The organism is Kineococcus rhizosphaerae, assembly GCF_003002055.1.
Classification (GTDB): domain Bacteria; phylum Actinomycetota; class Actinomycetes; order Actinomycetales; family Kineococcaceae; genus Kineococcus; species Kineococcus rhizosphaerae.
This window is the reverse complement of sequence record NZ_PVZF01000017.1, coordinates 18009-34120: the sequence shown is the minus strand read 5'-3', so window position 1 is coordinate 34120 and position 16112 is coordinate 18009. Positions and strand designations below refer to the sequence as shown.

The window sequence follows — 16112 nt, the reverse complement described above, 5'->3', positions numbered from 1 at the left end:
GGCGGTCGGCCCCTCCCGCCGCCGGGGAGACTGCGGCGGTGGTGATCGACGGCTGGGGCGACCGCGTCGAGCAGACGTGCGGTTGGTGCCGCCGGCCCTTGCCGCCCCAGTGCTGGCTCGGCCGCTTCTGCAGCCGCGCGCACGCCGCCGCTGCCAGTACCTCCGGTGTCGTGCGCAGCCCGGCCGCCGCCCCCGCACCACCGAGCCGCTGCGCTTCACCGCGGTCTGCTGGTGGTGCGGCGGGACCTACCCGACCACCACCCGATGGTCCCGGTACTGCAACGACACCCACAGCGGCGCCGCGGCGAAGGCCCGCCGCAAGCGCCGCGTGCGCGCGGGCCAGGCGCGCCTGCGGGCCGGGGCACCGCCCTGTCCGCGACCGGACAAGTACGCCTACCCCTCGATCGACGTCGCCGTCGCGGTCGCCCGGGGCATGCGCGAGAACGGTCTCCTCGACGACCACCCGTTGCGGGCCTACTGGTGCGTGTGCGGCCAGACCCACGTCGGGCGGCTCGACGAGGACCTCGAGCGGCGGCTGTCGGCGCCCCTGGACCCCGTGCTGCGCCGCGAGCGGGGTCTGGACCCACCGTCCGATTGATCTCCGTGCGGCAGTGGTTGACTCCACCGCATGGCCGACGACGTCCGCACCCCTTGGCTGTCCGACCTCGTCTGCGCCGTGAGCGCGCCGACCCAGGTGTGGTGCGGCCCCGACGGGGAGGTCGACGGCACCCGCGGGGTCGAGGGGTTCTGGCACGGCGACGTGCGGGTCGTCCGCTCGGCCGTCCTCACGGTGGACGCAGAACGCGTCACGCCCGTGCTCGTCGCCCCCGACGGCGCGGCCGGGATCCTCACCGTCGGGGTGGCGCGCAACCTCGCCGACGCGCACCCCGACCCCACCGTCCGCGTGCAGCGGCGGCGCACGGTGACGCCGGGGGTGGGCCGCGAGGACCTGCTCGTCACGGCGACGGTCCCGACGGCGTGCACCCTGCGCGTGGAGATCACGAGCGACCTCGCGCCGATGGACGCGGTGCGCGGCGGTCGGCCCACCGAACCCCTCGCGCCCGCCGAGGACGGGTCCTGGGCCGCGGACGGGGTGAGCGCCGCCGTGGTCGCCGACGGGGTGTCCGTGACGGGGGCGGCGGTCGTGCTGACGTGGCGCGTCGAGGTGTCCCCGCGGAACCCGTGGCGCGGTGCGTGGGAGGTCCGCGCCGAGGACGCCCACGCCGTGGTCGCGGCCCCGCCGTCCCGCGCCGACCGGTCCTCCCGCGTGCCCGCCGGAACCTTCGACGTGCGGCTGACGCGGTGGGTCGCGCGGGCGCTCGCCGACCTCGACGGGTTGCGGATGACGCACCCGGCCCGCCCGGACGACGTGTTCGTGGCCGCCGGCGCGCCCTGGTACCTGACGCTCTTCGGGCGGGACGCGCTGTGGACGGCGCGGATGCTGCTGCCCCTGGGGTGGGAGCTCGCGGCGTCCACGCTGCGGGTGCTCGCCGCGTTCCAGGGGGTGCGGCACGACCCGGCGACGGGCGAGGAACCGGGCAAGGTCCTGCACGAGGTGCGCCGCGCCGCCGCGCAGCACGGCGGGTCGATGGCGTTGCCGCCCGTGTACTTCGGGACGGTCGACGCCACGTCGCTGTGGGTCTGCCTGCTGCACGAGGCCTGGCGGGCCGGGATGCCCGACGAGCAGGTCGAGGAGTTGCTGCCGAACCTCGAGGCGGCCCTGGCGTGGCAGGAGTCGTTCGGGGACGGGTTCCTGCACTACGTCGACGCCTCGGGGACGGGACTGGCGAACCAGGGGTGGAAGGACAGCCACGACTCCGTGCAGTGGAACGCCGGGGGTTTCGCGCAGGCGCCGATCGCGTTGTGCGAGGTGCAGGGGTACGCCCACCAGGCGGCCGTGGGTGGGGCCGAGGTCCTCGAGCGCTTCGGCCGCCCGGGTGCCGTCCACCGCGCGTGGGCGCAGCGGTTGCGCACGCGGTTCCGCGCGCGGTTCTGGGTCACCCGGGCCGACGGTGCGCGGTTCCCGGCCATCGCCCTCGACGGGGCGGGGCGTGCGGTGGACTCCCTGACGTCGAACATCGGGCACCTGCTGGGCACGGGGCTGCTCGACGCGCAGGAGTCCGCGCTGGTCGCCGACCACCTGGCGTCCCCGGTGCTGTCGGAGGGTTTCGGGTTGCGGACGCTGGCGTCCGACGCGGCGTCGTTCTCCCCCCTCAGCTACCACAACGGGTCGGTCTGGGCGCACGACACCGCGATCGCGATCACGGGTCTGGTGCGCGAGGGTTTCCCCGCGCAGGCGCGGGTGCTGGCCGACGGGCTGCTCGCGGCGGCCGAGGCGTTCGGCTACCGGGTGCCCGAGCTGCACGCCGGGGACGCCCGGGCGGACGTCCCGGTGCCCGTGCCCTACCCCGCGTCGTGCCGACCGCAGGCGTGGTCCGCGGCGGCGGCGGTCGCGGTGCTGGACGCGTCCGCGCGCGCCGGCTGGTAGCCCCCGGCCCCCGGCGGTCGTGTCACACGCGCGAAACATCGAGCGGTTACCGTCGTGGCCTGCCTGTCGCGCGACGTGGATCGGAGGAGTGCTCGTGCTGACGCTGACGCACGGACCCACCGACGACGTGACCGCCCGGCCCGCTCGCAGCTCGGCGTGGTCGCCGGGCCAGATCGCCCACGGGTGTTGACGGGCGGACCCGTCCTGCCGCAGGTGCACGTCTGCTCCGCCCCGGCACGTCGATCGCGCCGGGGCGCTGCGGGCCACCCGTCCGGCCCCACGCGCTGAGGGGTGCCGTCGCGGGTGGACGCGCGGCGGAGCCGAGCCGCTCCGGTGACGAGTTCCCCGACGCCGTTCTGGGACGGGCGACCCGCAGCACCGCAAACGAAGAACGTCGGAAACCCGTGGGGAGTGGAGTTCTGTGGACGTCGCCGGGAACACCGAACGGACGCGGTCGTGGACCTGAACACCGTCGAGACCTACGCGGCCGTCACCAACCGCGCCGAGCTGCAGCGGATGCACACCGGGGACGCGGCGACCGCCGTCGTGGCCGGCGGGACGTGGATCTTCTCCGTCCCGCAACCTCACCTGCGCACCCTCGTCGACGTGACCTCGATGGGCTGGGAGCCGTACTCGATCACCGGGGACGGGCTGCGCCTCGCCGCCACCTGCCCCGTCGGCGTCCTGGAGACCATCCGGTTCCCCGCGGCGTGGCGGTCGCGTCCGCTGCTGCGCCAGTGCGTCCGCGCGCTGCTGGCCTCGTACAAGGTCCGCGCCGTCGCCACCGTCGGCGGCAACATCTGCGCGGCGCTGCCCGCGGGGGCGATGACGTCCCTGACGGTGGCCCTCGACGGGGTCGGCGAGGTGTGGGCGCCGGACGGCGGGGTCCGCCACCTGCCGGTCGCCGACCTGGTCACCGGAGACAACCGCACCGACCTGCGCCCCGGGGAGGTGCTGCGGGCCGTCGACCTGCCCGCGCACGCCCTGAGCGCCACCACCGCGTTCCGGCGGGTGTCGCTGGCCCGGCTCGGCCGGTCGGCCACGCTGGTCGTGGGCCGGCGCGACCCCGACGGACGGGTCGTCGTGACCGTCACCGCGTCCACCCCGCGGCCGGTGGTCCTGCGCTACGACGCGCCGCCGACCGCGAGCGCCGTCGCCGCCGAGGTCGAGCACGTCGTCGAGGCCGGGGTGGGCTGGTTCGACGACGTGCACGGCGCACCGGACTGGCGGCGCGGGACGACGCTGCGGTTCGTGCGAGAGGTCGTGGAGGAACTGACGTGAAGATCACCGTGAACGGCCGCGAACGCACCGTGGAACCCCGCGCCGGGCAGTGCCTGCGGACCCTGCTGCGGGAGAACACCCACGTCGAGGTGAAGAAGGGCTGCGACTCCGGCGACTGCGGGGCGTGCACCGTCCTGGTCGACGGCAGCCCCCTGCACTCCTGCCTCTACCCGGCGCAGCGGGCCGCGGGACGCGAGATCACGACGGTGTCCGGGCTGGGGACGCCGGAGGACCTGTCCGAGGTGCAGCGGCGCTTCGTCGACGCGGCGGGTTTCCAGTGCGGGTTCTGCACCGCCGGCATGGTCGTGACCGCCTCGACCTTCACCGACGAGCAGCGGGCCGACCTCGACGAGCACCTCAAGGGGAACCTGTGCCGCTGCACCGGGTACCGCTCGATCCGCGAGGCGATCACCTCCGAGGCGCTGGAACCGGCGGTGTTCAGCGGGACGGTGGGACAGTCCGTCGCGGCGCCCGCCGCCGCCCGGATCGTCACCGGCCGCGAGCGCTACACCCTCGACCACGAGGACGGGGAGGTGCCGGCGGGACTGCTGCACCTCGCGGTGCTGCGCAGCCCCCACGCCCACGCCCGCGTCACCGGCGTCGACACCGCCGCCGCGCGGGCCGTCCCGGGGGTCCACCTGGTGCTCACCCACGAGGACGTCCCGCAGACCCTGTACTCCACCGGCCGCCACGAGAACCGTCTCGACGACCCCGACGACACCCTGGTCCTGGACCCGGTCGTGCGCTACCACGGCCAGCGGGTCGCCGTCGCGGTCGCCGAGACCCTGGCGGCCGCGGAGGAGGCGTTGCGCCGGGTCGTGGTCGACTACGAGGTGCTGCCCGCGGTGTTCGACCCCGAGCAGGCGCTGGCCCCGGGGGCCCCGGCGATCCACGGGGACAAGGACGCGGCCCGCTCCCGCATCGCCGACCCGCAGCGCAACCTCGTGGCCGAGCTGCACGGCGGGGTCGGTGACGTCGAGCGGGCGCTGGCGGAGGCCGAGGTCACCGTCAGCGGCACCTGGCGCACGCAGCGCGTCTCGCACGCCGCGCTGGAGACGCACGCCGCGGTCTCCTGGCTCGACGAGCAGGGCCGGCTCACGGTGCGGACCAGCACCCAGGTGCCCTTCCTGGTGCGCGACGAACTGGCCCGCCTGCTGGGCCTGGCCCGCGACGAGGTCCGCGTCCTGTCCCCCCGCGTGGGCGGTGGTTTCGGCGGCAAGCAGGAACTGCTCGTGGAGGACCTCGTCGGGCTGGCGACGCTGCGGACCGGACGACCCGTGCAGTACGAGACGACCCGGCAGGACACGCTGAAGCACCTGCCCACCCGGCACCCCTTCCGGGTCACCGTCCGCCTCGGCGCGGACCGCGACGGGACGCTGACCGCCCTGGCGGTGGAGGTGCTGTCCAACGCGGGCGCCTACGGGAACCACTCGCCGGGGGTGATGTTCCACTCCTGCCACGAGTCGATCGCCACGTACCGCTGCGAGAACAAGCGGGTCGACGCCCGGGCGGTCTACACCAACACGGTGCCCTCGGGCGCCTTCCGCGGGTACGGCCTGGGGCAGGTCGTCTTCGCCCTCGAGTCCGCGATGGACGAGCTGGCGGGGAAGCTGGGCCTGGACCCCTACGAGCTGCGCCGGCGCAACGTCGTCGTCCCGGGGGACCCCTTCGTGGCGACGTCCTACCCGCAGGAGCACCGCGAGGGCGACGACGGCCTGCGCTACGGCAGCTACGGCCTGGACCAGTGCCTGGACCTGGCCGAGGAGGCGGTGGCCCGCGACGGCCTGCCCACCCCGCCGGGCGAGAACTGGCGGACCGGTACGGGCATGGCGCTCGCGATGATCGCCACCACCCCGCCGCGGGGCCACTTCGCCGACACCGTCGTGCGCCTGCTGGCCGACGGCACCTGGGAGCTGAACGTGGGGACCGCCGAGTTCGGCAACGGCACGAGCACCGTGCACCACCAGATCGCGGTGTCCGCCCTGGGCACCACCAGCGACCGTCTCCGCCTGCGGCAGAGCGACACCGACGTCGTCGCGCACGACACCGGCGCCTTCGGGTCGGCGGGGTCGGTCGTCGCAGGCAAGGCGCTGCTCCTCGCCTGCGAGGAGGTCGCCGCGCAGGTGCGCGCCGTCGGCGCCGAACTCCTGGGGTGCGGTCCGGACCAGGTGGTCCTGGAACCGACGGCGGTCTCGGCCGCGAGCCGGTCGGTCGACCTGGCCGAGGTGCACGCCGCGTTCCACCGGCGCCACGGGCACGGTCCGCAGGCCGAGGGGGCCGACGGCGCGACGCTGCGGTCGGTCGCCTTCAACGTCCAGGCGTTCCGCGTCGCGGTCGACGTGGACTCCGGGCAGGTGCGGATCCTGCGCTCGGTGCAGGCCGTGGACGCCGGGACCGTCCTGAACCCGGCGCAGCTGCGCGGGCAGGTCGAGGGGGGAGTGGCCCAGGGCATCGGGGCGACGCTGTTCGAGGAGGTCCGGGTCGGGCCCGACGGGCAGAGCCCGACGCAGTCGCTGCGCGAGTACTACCTGCCCCGCCTCGACGACGTTCCCGAGACCGAAGTCCTGTTCGCCGACACCTACGACAGCATCGGCCCGCTGGGGGCCAAGTCGATGAGCGAGGCGCCCTTCAACCCCGTCGCCCCGGCCCTGGCGAACGCCGTGCACGACGCGGTGGGACGCCGGTTCCGCGAGCTGCCCCTGTCGGCCGACCGGGTCTGGCGGGCGGTGAACCGGTGACGGACGTGCGGGCGGCGGTGGCCGACCTCCTGGCGGCCGGACGGTCGGTGGCGGTCGCCACGGTCGTCCGCACGTGGTCCTCGGCCCCGCGGCGGCCGGGGGCGGCCATGCTGGTCGACGACCGGGGGCAGGTGGTCGGCAGCCTGTCCGGCGGGTGCGTCGAGGGGACGGTGTACGAGCTGGCGCTCGACGTCCTGCGGGAGGGCGGTGCCCGGCTGGAGCACTTCGGCGTCAGCGACGCGGACGCCTTCGCCGTGGGCCTGACCTGCGGCGGGGAGATGGACGTCCTGATCCGGCGCTTCACCCCGGCCGACCTCGGCCCGGTCGCCGCCGTGGACCGGGCCGTCCTGGACCGGACCCCGGTCGCCACGGCCACGGTCGTGACGGGGTGGGCGGACGCCGGCGTCGTGACCGTCACCGAGGGGGCGGTCACCGGGTCCACGGGGTCGCCGGGTCTGGACCGGGCCGTCGTGGCCGCGGCGCGCGCATCCCTGCGGGCCGGGACGACCGGTCTCGTGCGCCTTTCCACCGGGGACCAGGACGCCGACGTGGAGGTGTTCGTCGAGTGCGTCCTGCCGCCGCCGCGCATGATCGTGTTCGGCGCGGTCGACTTCTCCGCGGCGCTGGCGCGGCTGGCGGTGGCCTCGGGTTTCCACGTCACGGTGTGCGACGCCCGGGCGGTGTTCACGACCCCGGAGCGGTTCCCGGAGGCGCACGAGGTGGTCGTGGACTGGCCGCACCGCTACCTCGCCCGGACCGACGTCGACGAGCGGACGGTGCTGTGCGTCCTGACCCACGACGCGAAGTTCGACGTGCCGCTGCTGGAGGTCGCCCTGCGCGGCCCGGCGGCCTACGTGGGCGCGATGGGGTCCCGGCGCACGCACGAGGACCGGCTGCGCGCGCTGCGCGAGGCCGGGGTCACGGACGGCGAGCTGTCACGCCTGCGGTCCCCGATCGGGCTGGACCTGGGGGCCCGCACCCCCGAGGAGACGGCCGTGTCGATCCTGGCCGAGGTCGTCGCGGTGCGCCGGGGAGGGAGCGGACGTCCCCTGCGCGCGACGACGGGGAGCATCCACCGTCCGGACCCGGCGACGTTCCCGGCTACGACGCTCCCGGCGTCCCCGTCCCCGTCCCCGTCCCCTCGCCTGTGCCCGGTGCCGGGCTGACCGTCGTCGGGGGCAGGTGAGCGCCCGCGGGCAGGTCGTGCACCCGGTCGACGTCGCGGGTGGCCCCGGCCACCTCGACCCGCACCGTGCCGGCGCAGGCCAGCAGTTCCTTGAGCCCGTGGCCGTCCTGGCTGAGCCGCGCGGCAGCTTCGAAGTGGTCCCGGCCGATGAGCACCGGGTGCCCCGGGCAGCCGCCGTCGACGGCCCGGACCACGGCGTCGCGGCGGGCGTGGGCCAGGACGTCCGCGACGCCGCGTCCGGTGACGTGCGGCAGGTCGACCAGGGTGATCAGCAGGGCGTCGACGTCGTCGAGCGCTGAGTCGGACAGGACGTGGGCCAGGACGTGGGCCAGACCGGCTCCGGGGCCCGACGACCAGTCCGGGACGTGCACGACGTGGGCGCCGGCGGGGACGTGGGCCGCGACCTCGTCCGCCCGCGCGCCCGTGGTGACCAGGACCGGCGAGCACCCGGCGCCGGTCAGCAGGTCGACGGCCCGCCGGACGAAGGTCGTGCCGTCGGCGTGGTGGACGAGGGCCTTGGGCGCGCCCAGCCGTCGCCCCGCGCCCGCGGCCAGGACGACTCCCGCGACCCGCACGCCCCGATTCGACCACACCACCGGAGCCCGCGGTGCCGGACCGGTGACGTCCAGTGGCCCCTCGTGCTCGCTGGGTCGTTCGAAAGTGGTTCGAACGCAACGGGTGTCGGTCGTCGTGTCGGACCCGTCTGCCAGGCTCTCCCCGTTCCACCAGCGAGGAGAGCCCGATGACCGTGACCGACGCCCGCACCGACCGCACCGCGCCCCTGCCGCGCGCGGTCGCCCGCCGGTACCGGCACCGGTACGCCGTCCTGGACGTCGAGACGACGGGCCTCAAGCCCGAGCAGGGGGACCGCGTCCTGCAGATCGCGATCTCGCTGGTGAACGCGCGCGGGGTCGTCGAACGGTCCTGGTCGACCTACGTGGACCCGCTGCGCGACCCCGGGGTCGTGCACGTGCACGGGATCACCGCCGACCGGCTGGCGGGGGCGCCGACCTTCGCGCAGATCGCGCCGACCGTCGCCAAGCTCCTGGCCGGACGGGTGTTCGTCGCCCACAACGCCCGGTTCGACTGGACGTTCATCGCCTCCGAGATGCGCGCCGCCGGCGTCGCGCTGCCGGTGCGCGAGCGGCTGTGCACCTGGAAGCTCGCCCGGCGCCTCGACCTGCCCGTCGAGAACCTGAAGCTGTCCACGCTCGCGGCGCACTGGGGGATCGAGCAGATCCGCGCCCACGACGCCGTCGACGACACGCGGGTCCTCGTGGAGGTCCTGCGGGAGGAGCTCTGCGCGGCCCAGCGCGGGCAGGTCGAGCTGCCGGTGGTGCGGGTCGCGCCGCGCGGGTTCCTCGGCCGGCTGCTCAGCCGGTTCCGCCGAGCCGGCTGAGCCCGGCCACCAGGAGGCCGGAGGCGACGAACAGGAACACCAGCGCGAGCAGCAGTTCCAGCAGTTGCCGGCGCACGCTCGTCCGGCGACGAGGGACGGGCGCCCCGATCGTCGCGAGTCCCGGGCTGTCCAGCTGCGTCCGCAGGAACTCGGTGATCTTCGTGACCTCGCGCGGTGACAGCCGCGGAGGCAGCGAGCGCAGATGGGCGACGAGGTGGTCGCGTCCGACGACCACGACCCCGCCGGTGGTCCCCGTCGGCGGCAGCGACTGACCGGCCAGGCACACCACGCCCCGCGCGGCGGACCGGTGCCGCGGAGGGAGCAGCGCCGCGACGGCGGCCGTGGCGCTCGCCGCCCCCTCCAGCGCCTGGTCGCGCCGGGACCCGTTCTGCCGCAGGTGACCGTCCCGGACGCCCACCGCACCCGACCAGTTCTTCGCGTCGACGACGACGACCCCGCCCGGCCCGACCACCACGTGGTCGAGGTTCGCCTTCGGCCGGCCCGGCCAGTGGACGTCGTGCAACGTCCGCCACCCGTGCGGTTCCAGCTCCGACAGCGCCTGCGCGACGAGCCGTTCACCCTCCGCCCCGGCGGACCAGGCGTGCTCGCGGCGTTCGGCGGCGGCGAGCTGCTCACGCAGTTCCGCGGCGCTCAATTCGTGGCGCAGACGGTCCACGCGGGCCGCGGCGCGGCGGGCCTGCTCCTGCGCGCCACCTCCCGCGATCCCCATGGTCGTCGTGTCGGGACCGGGTACCGGGAGGTTGAGACGTGATCACCCGTCCGGGGGTGTCGGCGCGGGTGTACGAGGTGGGCGCCTCAGGTGGTCCTGCGGTACCGGCGGCGCCGGTCCCGGGGCGGTGCGGTCGCCTCGACCTCACCGGCGGCGATGAGTTCGTTGAGGTACCGGTTGGTCATGGCCCTACCGACCCCCAGCGCTTCGGCCAGTTCTCCGGCGTGGTGTTCACGACCGTCGCTCAGCAGTTCCCGCAGCACGTCTACGCGTCGTGCCTGGCCGCGGTGCACGGGAGGGGATGTCGTCGCGGCCGCCGGCTCCCGGCGCAGCGTGGTGCGGAAACGGGTCAGGGAGACGGTGAACTCCGGTGCGCGCAGACCGTCACGAGCCATGACCGCCCGCATGACGCCGATGCCGCTGCCTCGGTTCTCACACACGACCCGGTCCGTGCCGGGCAGGACGACGTCCGCCAGGAGCAGCGCCAGTCGGCTGTTGCGGCTCGAGGAGACCTCGCCCAGTTCGTCGCTCGTCACCGGACCGAAGAGCCCACCGGGGCTGACGACGTCGAGGCGGTCCGGGTACATCTCGACCTGCACCTGCGTCCCGAGGCTGTGCGGGCCGTAGTCGCGGTGCATCAGCGCGTTGACCACGGCCTCCCGGACGGCGTCCGGAGGGTAGGCGAACCGGTCGGCGCGACCCACGCCGTCGATCCGCGCGGCGACGGGTGAGTTGCGCAGGACGGCCGCGACGGTGTCCTCGACCATCGTGGGCAGGGGACCGGTGAGGGTCTGACTGTCGAGAAACCGTGGGCCGTCCGCCGGGCCGGCGCCCTTCACCGCGCCCGGGACGTTGACGAACGACACGTGTGCCTGCGGGTGGAACTGCTGCGGGTAGCTGCCCAGGGTGAGGAGCCCGGCCAGGCTGGGCACCAGACGGTCCCCGGCCGGAACCAGGACGTTGAGCTGCCGCAGCACCCGCTCGTCGGACGCCTCGCGGAAGATCCGAGGTTGTCGCCGACGGACCCGGCGCAGGAGAGCCGCGACGGCGTCCTCGTCGAGGTCCGAGACGTCCGCCTCGGTCGGTGCGGCGTCGTACCGGGGCTGACCTCTGTTGTCCCGCAGTGCCTGCGCCTCGTAGTCGGTGAGGACGCGGTCACCCTCGTGGGACCGGGTGTACGAGCCGGCCCGTTCGCCGCGGCTGACGACGAAGCAGGGTTTCGCGTCGGCGGGGAGTTCGTGGACCCGGGCCACGACGACCTGGCCACCGTCGACGTCCTCGACAGCGATGTCGAGACGCAGCGGTGGGGACAGTTCGGTCGTCGCGGCTTCGTCGAGCAGGCGCGCCGTCCTGGGGGCGTCGAACCCGGTGACCACGGTGAAACCGCGGGCCTCGTCGACGCCCAGGACGGCCCGACCGCCTTGGCCGTTGGCGAAGGCGCTCAGGGTGGGGAGCAGGCTCTTCGGAAGACCTCCCGCTGCGGACTTGGCCTCTAGCGTCGCCGTCTCCCCGCGGTGTCGGAGGAGCGTCAGCAGTTCTTCGGCGGTGACGGCAGCCTGCTCATGCACCTCTACATGCTACACACGCGCTTGTAGGATGAACATGTATCATGTGCGCTTCTGTCGGTCGTCCCGTCGGCGGCGGCTGAGCGAGGCGAGCGCCGAGGTCGAGCGGGTCCACTGCTCCGCCCGCCGGTCCAGCGCCGCCGTGAAGCTGGAGTTCCAGTCGCTGAGGTGCGGCCAGACCGCCGCCACCTGCCTCGTCGCCTCCCGCGCGGAAACCCCGCGTCCCCTCATCACCCACGCTCGCAGCACCAGTCCGGTCCGCGACGCCCCCGCGTGGCAGTGCACGAGGACCCGTCTCCCGTCGGCGCGCAGGGCCGCGATGTCGTCCAGGACGTCGTCGAGGACGGTGTCCAGCTCGGTGTTGCTGTCGTCGTCGGTGAGGTAGGCGAACCGCTGCACGTCGTGGCCGAAGCGTCCTCCGGTGCGGCACAGCGAGACGACGGCGAAGTCCGGGTCGCTGCGGCGGGCACCGTCGAGGTCGGCGGCCCACACCCCGTCGGTGACCTCGACCGGGGTCAGACCCCGCGTGGGCGGCGGTTCGTGCAGGGCCGCGGTCGACCCGTCCAGGCGCAGCGCCAGCCACTGCAGGTCGCGCAGTTCCCACGTCCCTGCGAACCCGGTGACCCGTCCGTGCACCACGGAACTCCAGCGGATCGGGAGGCCCGTCATGCCCGCGCGCGCCCCGGCGAGGGCACCGGTGACGCAGGCGACGGTGTCGGTGTCCCCGCCGAGGTCGATCACGAGCCGCAGCGCCTCCTCGAACGTCGTGGAGTTCCGCAGCGCCCACAACGCCGAGCCCAGCGTCGGCCACACCGCGCCGTTGGACTCGGTGGCGTCGGTGGGCGTCCAGTCCGGGTCGCAGACCTGCGCCCACTTGGTGCGGTGCGGCTCGGGCACCGCGTCGAGGACGAGCCCGTCCTCGAGGTCGCCGCCGTCGAGCAGCACGCGCAACACCTCGTGGAACAGCGCGCAGCCCTCCCCGGCGGCTGGGTCGCCGTGGGTGAGGGCGCTGATCCGGCGGGCGGCCTCCATCGTCCGCTCGCGGCCGTCGCGGGCGAAGAAGACCGCGGCGGGGGTGGTGCGCATGAGTGAACCGTTGCCGGCCGCGCGGTGCCCGGCGCGGACGTGCTCGGCGGCCGCGGTTTTCCACGGCAGCCCGGACCCCAGCACCGCCGACGTCTGGATGCCGATGTCCGGCGGCCCGGCCTGCGCCCACCGCTGGAACCGCGTGAAGACGTCGGCCTCGTCGAGGCCGGGGCGCTCGACGAGCGACTGCGCGAGCAGCAGCGCCATCTGCGTGTCGTCGGTGAACTCGCCGGGTTCCCAGCCCAGCGACCCGCCGCCGCACATCTCGGTGGCCACCCCGCGGGCGGGGGAGGGGAAGCGGGCGGAGAAGGCGTGCGGGGGGCCGAACTCGAACGGCGCGCCGAGCGCGTCGCCGACGGCCGAGCCCACGATCGCGCCCATCGCCCGGTGCTGTCGGTCCACGGTGGCCTCCTCGGTTAGCGCACAATTGCGACAACTCGACGTTAGCGCACATCTGCGACAATATCGAGCCGTGTCCGACCTCCAGTCCTACGTGCGGCCCTCTGTCGCCGTCGACACCGTCGTCCTCACCGTCGCCCCCGACGCCGGGTTGTCCGTGCTGCTGGTGCGCGGACCCGGCGGCGGGTGGGCCCTTCCCGGGACGTTCCTGCACGAGGGCGAGACGCTCGCGCAGGCCGTCTTGCGGTCGCTGCGGGACAAGGCGCACGTCGACGGACTGCGGCCGCGCCAGCTCCACGTCTTCGACGCCCTCGACCGCGACGACCGCGGCTGGGTGCTGTCCGTCGCGCACCTCGACGTCGTGCCCTGGGAACGGCTCACCCCCGTCCCCGACGACGTCCGGCTCGTCCCGCCCGACCGGACCGGTCCGCTGCCCTTCGACCACGCTGAGATCGTCGACCTCGGGGTGCAGCACACCCGCCGCGAGTACGCCGCCGCTCCCGACCCGGCGGGGCTGCTGCCCCAGCCGTTCACCCTGCGGCAGCTGCAGACGCTGCACGAAGCCGTCGCCGGAGGAGCCCTGCCGCGCGACACGTTCCGGCGGCGCGTCGAACCGGCGTTGCGGGACACCGGGGAACTCAGCAGCGGGCAGGTCGGGAAGCCGGCGCGGTTGTTCGTCCGGCGAGGACGGTGAGGGGGCCATCACCGGGGAGCGTCTGATTGATTGCCAGAAGGTAGCGCAGGAAGGCGCCAGAAAGAAATGTACGAAGCTACCGGGGTGGTGTCCAGTGTGCAGGGTCTCCGATCCATGATCTGCGGCCCCGCGTCGTCGACGACGGATTGACCTTTTCCGATGCGATGATCATGACGACAGAGGCAGGACGCCTAGCCTCGCCGGCACGGTAGCGCGGTCGTGCGGCGGCGCCGCTGGGGATCTACCCCAATCTCCCATGGAGGGTCCACCTCCCCCTAGCACCTCGTATGCGCATAGGGTGCAGTAGTGAGCGCGTGGCAGGAACCCGGCCCCGCCCCACAGGCCTCGAACCCCACCGTTGCCCGCATCATGCGCCGCACCGGCCGCCGCGACACACGCCCCGAACTCGCGCTGCGCCGCGAACTGCACCGCCGCGGTCTGCGCTACCTCGTGGATTCGACGCCGCCGGGTACCAACCGCCGTCGCCGCGCCGACCTCGTGTTCCGCGGCGCGAAGGTCGCCGTTTTCGTCGATGGCTGTTTTTGGCACTCCTGCCCCATCCACCTCCATCCACCGAAGGCGAACGAGGACTGGTGGCGGGTGAAGCTGGCGAGCATCACCGCCCGTGATCGCGACACCGACGCATTGCTCTCGGGCGCTGGGTGGCATGTGGTGCGAGTGTGGGAACATGAAGGCCCCGTTGCTGCTGCGGACCGGGTACATGGCATCGTGCATGCCCGGTCGTAGCGGCAAGCTCGAGCTCGAGTCAGGGAGAATTGTCCGGTGCTCGACTGCCTTCAAGATCACAATTTGCTTGCAGGTGAGAATGCCCCTATGAGCGAGGACGGCCGTCACAGCAATGGCCGTGTAGACGAGTAGGGCCAAGAACGGCGCAAAGACCGGGAAAGCGATAATCAAGACGAGTTACGAGCCAGCTCTGACGCCTGCATATCGAAATTGCTGCTAAATATTCGACTAAGATTATTACCTGCAGCCATGCATTGCCTGAGGACAGAAAGCTGATGGTAATGCTGCTCCAGGTCGTTACAGGCTCAACCGGCCAACGACGCAGGGTTTATTCTTAGATGCCGCACAAATAAATTGGGCGCCTGGTGCGCCTTAAAAGGGTAAGCCTTGACCAATGGGCCACTGGGACATGAGTCCGCATGATCGTAGATCCGATGACGTGGCGCTCGCTGCTACCGTCGGACCGCCAAGCTAGTATCGCCAGCATGCTGAGTCCAGTCATGTCATCAACCCCCAGCCTCCCCCAGGTAAAAGTGGTCGATCTCTTCTGTGGTGCGGGGGGCCTTACGATTGGGTTTGAGGACGCCGGCCTCGACGTTGCGGTTGCTTCAGATTTCTGGCATTCTGCTGCTGAAACGCACCGAATCAACTTTCCGAGTATTCCATTTATCGAAGCGGATATTCGAGATGTAACTCCCGCGGATATCAAGAGTCACTGCGGCGGCTTGGCCCCTGATGTTGTTGCTGGAGGCCCCCCATGTCAGGGGTTTTCGTCCGCAGGCGCGCGAAGTGAGATCGATATTCGGAACACCCTTGTGCGGCACTACGCAAAACTTGCCGTCGAACTAGAGCCAAGCGTCATTGTCTTCGAGAATGTAGAGGGATTCTTGACGGCTGGCGGCGGTGCATTTGTAGTCGATCTTATTGATCCTCTTGTTGAGGCGGGGTATTCCATACGACTTGAAAAGCTAAACGTGGCACATTTTGGCGTTCCTCAATTGCGCAAGCGCGTGATTGCGATTGCCTCTAGAGGACGAACTCCCGCACAGCTTGAACCGTCGCATAGCGCGAGTGGCGCTCCAGGTGTATGGCGGAGAGGGATCGGTTTGCCGTACACGCGCACTGTAGGTGACGCACTTGCACGTACAGCCTCGGATCTAGCGGATGAGCTAAATGTGCCGCGAAAGTCTTCGGAACTTGAGCGCAAGCGTATTGAGGCCCTAAAGCCTGGTCAAACTATGCGCGATCTTGATTCCTCACTCCACCATGCGAGCTACGCCAGGCGCGCAAATCGACGTGTTGGAGACGGGATGCCCACCGAAAAGCGCGGTGGCGCGCCAGCAGGACTTCGCAGGCTAGTTTCGGGTGAGCCGTCGAAAGCAATCACGAGTGCTGCTGTTCGTGAGTTCGTTCATCCAACAGAAAACAGAATGATTACTCTTCGCGAAGCCGCGATTCTGCAGACTTTCCCTGCCGATTTCCATTTTTCTGGCAACCGTTCTGAAATTGCCACAATGATCGGTAATGCAATTCCTGCAGCGTTCGCGGCGGCCCTTGGGAGTGCTGTCTTGGAGACCCTAAAGCGACCTCCAGGTGACGTCCGGGGAGAACTTATCGATTTTATCGTGACTCATGCAGAAGCTATGAGCCCAGCGCTAGCCAAAACTGTTAGACTGGTTAACCAGCGGTACAGTTCAACGTCCGGCCAGCCCTCGCTTTTTAGTTGATTGGAGTCCCAGTTGCCGCTCACAACAGCACAGTCATCCAGATTTCAATCCATCCTGAACCCTGGAAGCTCC

Annotated in this window: 13 protein-coding genes; 9 read left to right on the top strand and 4 right to left on the bottom strand. The window is 72.1% G+C overall.

Annotation, left to right across the window (positions count from 1 at the left end):
* The first annotated feature begins 109 nt into the window (after positions 1-109).
* The 5 genes from CLV37_RS24395 to CLV37_RS24375 all read left to right on the top strand — a co-directional run bounded on the left by CLV37_RS24395 (position 110) and on the right by CLV37_RS24375 (position 7673).
* Positions 110-598 carry a hypothetical protein gene (locus CLV37_RS24395; protein ID WP_106215349.1) on the top strand — a complete coding sequence of 163 codons (489 nt, stop codon included), beginning with the start codon at positions 110-112 and terminating at the stop codon, positions 596-598.
* Positions 599-628: 30 nt separating this feature from the next.
* The gene (locus tag CLV37_RS24390) at positions 629-2488 is read left to right on the top strand and encodes a glycogen debranching N-terminal domain-containing protein (RefSeq protein ID WP_106215348.1); all 1860 of its coding nucleotides are present in this window, start codon (positions 629-631) and stop codon (positions 2486-2488) included.
* 456 nt (positions 2489-2944) lie between these two features.
* A complete protein-coding gene (locus tag CLV37_RS24385; protein WP_106215347.1) occupies positions 2945-3769 on the top strand; it encodes an FAD binding domain-containing protein in 825 nt (274 codons plus the stop codon).
* Positions 3766-6507 carry a molybdopterin-dependent oxidoreductase gene (locus CLV37_RS24380; RefSeq protein ID WP_106215346.1) on the top strand — a complete coding sequence of 914 codons (2742 nt, stop codon included), beginning with the start codon at positions 3766-3768 and terminating at the stop codon, positions 6505-6507. Before CLV37_RS24385 ends, CLV37_RS24380 begins: the two co-directional genes overlap by 4 nt.
* Entirely contained in the window at positions 6504-7673 is a 1170-nt protein-coding gene (locus CLV37_RS24375; protein WP_245885810.1) for an XdhC family protein, read from the top strand. Before CLV37_RS24380 ends, CLV37_RS24375 begins: the two co-directional genes overlap by 4 nt.
* Here CLV37_RS24375 and CLV37_RS24370 read toward each other — a convergent pair.
* Positions 7609-8268, bottom strand: a complete 660-nt coding sequence (locus tag CLV37_RS24370) for a nucleotidyltransferase family protein (protein WP_170127480.1) — start codon at positions 8266-8268, stop codon at positions 7609-7611. The two genes, CLV37_RS24375 and CLV37_RS24370, sit on opposite strands and share 65 nt — an antisense overlap.
* 167 nt (positions 8269-8435) lie before the next feature.
* Here CLV37_RS24370 and CLV37_RS24365 point away from each other — a divergent pair, with 167 nt between their 5' ends.
* A complete protein-coding gene (locus CLV37_RS24365) occupies positions 8436-9092 on the top strand; it encodes an exonuclease domain-containing protein (RefSeq protein WP_106215344.1) in 657 nt (218 codons plus the stop codon).
* On the opposite strand, the gene CLV37_RS24360 is transcribed toward CLV37_RS24365, so the two are convergent.
* From CLV37_RS24360 to CLV37_RS24350, 3 genes are all read right to left on the bottom strand, one after another.
* Positions 9067-9822: a nuclease-related domain-containing protein gene (locus tag CLV37_RS24360; protein WP_106215343.1), complete on the bottom strand. Its 756-nt coding sequence runs from the start codon at positions 9820-9822 to the stop codon at positions 9067-9069. The two genes, CLV37_RS24365 and CLV37_RS24360, sit on opposite strands and share 26 nt — an antisense overlap.
* Before the next feature lie 86 nt (positions 9823-9908).
* Positions 9909-11390, bottom strand: coding sequence for an ATP-binding protein (locus CLV37_RS24355; RefSeq protein WP_106215342.1), 1482 nt, complete (start codon positions 11388-11390; stop codon positions 9909-9911).
* A 39-nt stretch (positions 11391-11429) separates the two neighbouring features.
* Entirely contained in the window at positions 11430-12875 is a 1446-nt protein-coding gene (locus CLV37_RS24350) for an ADP-ribosylglycohydrolase family protein (RefSeq protein WP_106215341.1), read from the bottom strand.
* 70 nt (positions 12876-12945) lie between these two features.
* Here CLV37_RS24350 and CLV37_RS24345 point away from each other — a divergent pair, with 70 nt between their 5' ends.
* From CLV37_RS24345 to CLV37_RS24335, 3 genes are all read left to right on the top strand, one after another.
* Complete coding sequence (locus CLV37_RS24345) at positions 12946-13566, top strand: NUDIX hydrolase (RefSeq protein WP_211298927.1); 621 nt, start codon at positions 12946-12948, stop codon at positions 13564-13566.
* Between the two features lie 366 nt (positions 13567-13932).
* Positions 13933-14313, top strand: a complete 381-nt coding sequence (locus CLV37_RS24340) for a very short patch repair endonuclease (protein WP_425433633.1) — start codon at positions 13933-13935, stop codon at positions 14311-14313.
* Between the two features lie 485 nt (positions 14314-14798).
* Positions 14799-16040 carry a DNA cytosine methyltransferase gene (locus CLV37_RS24335; RefSeq protein WP_170127479.1) on the top strand — a complete coding sequence of 414 codons (1242 nt, stop codon included), beginning with the start codon at positions 14799-14801 and terminating at the stop codon, positions 16038-16040.
* Positions 16041-16112: the final 72 nt, after the last annotated feature.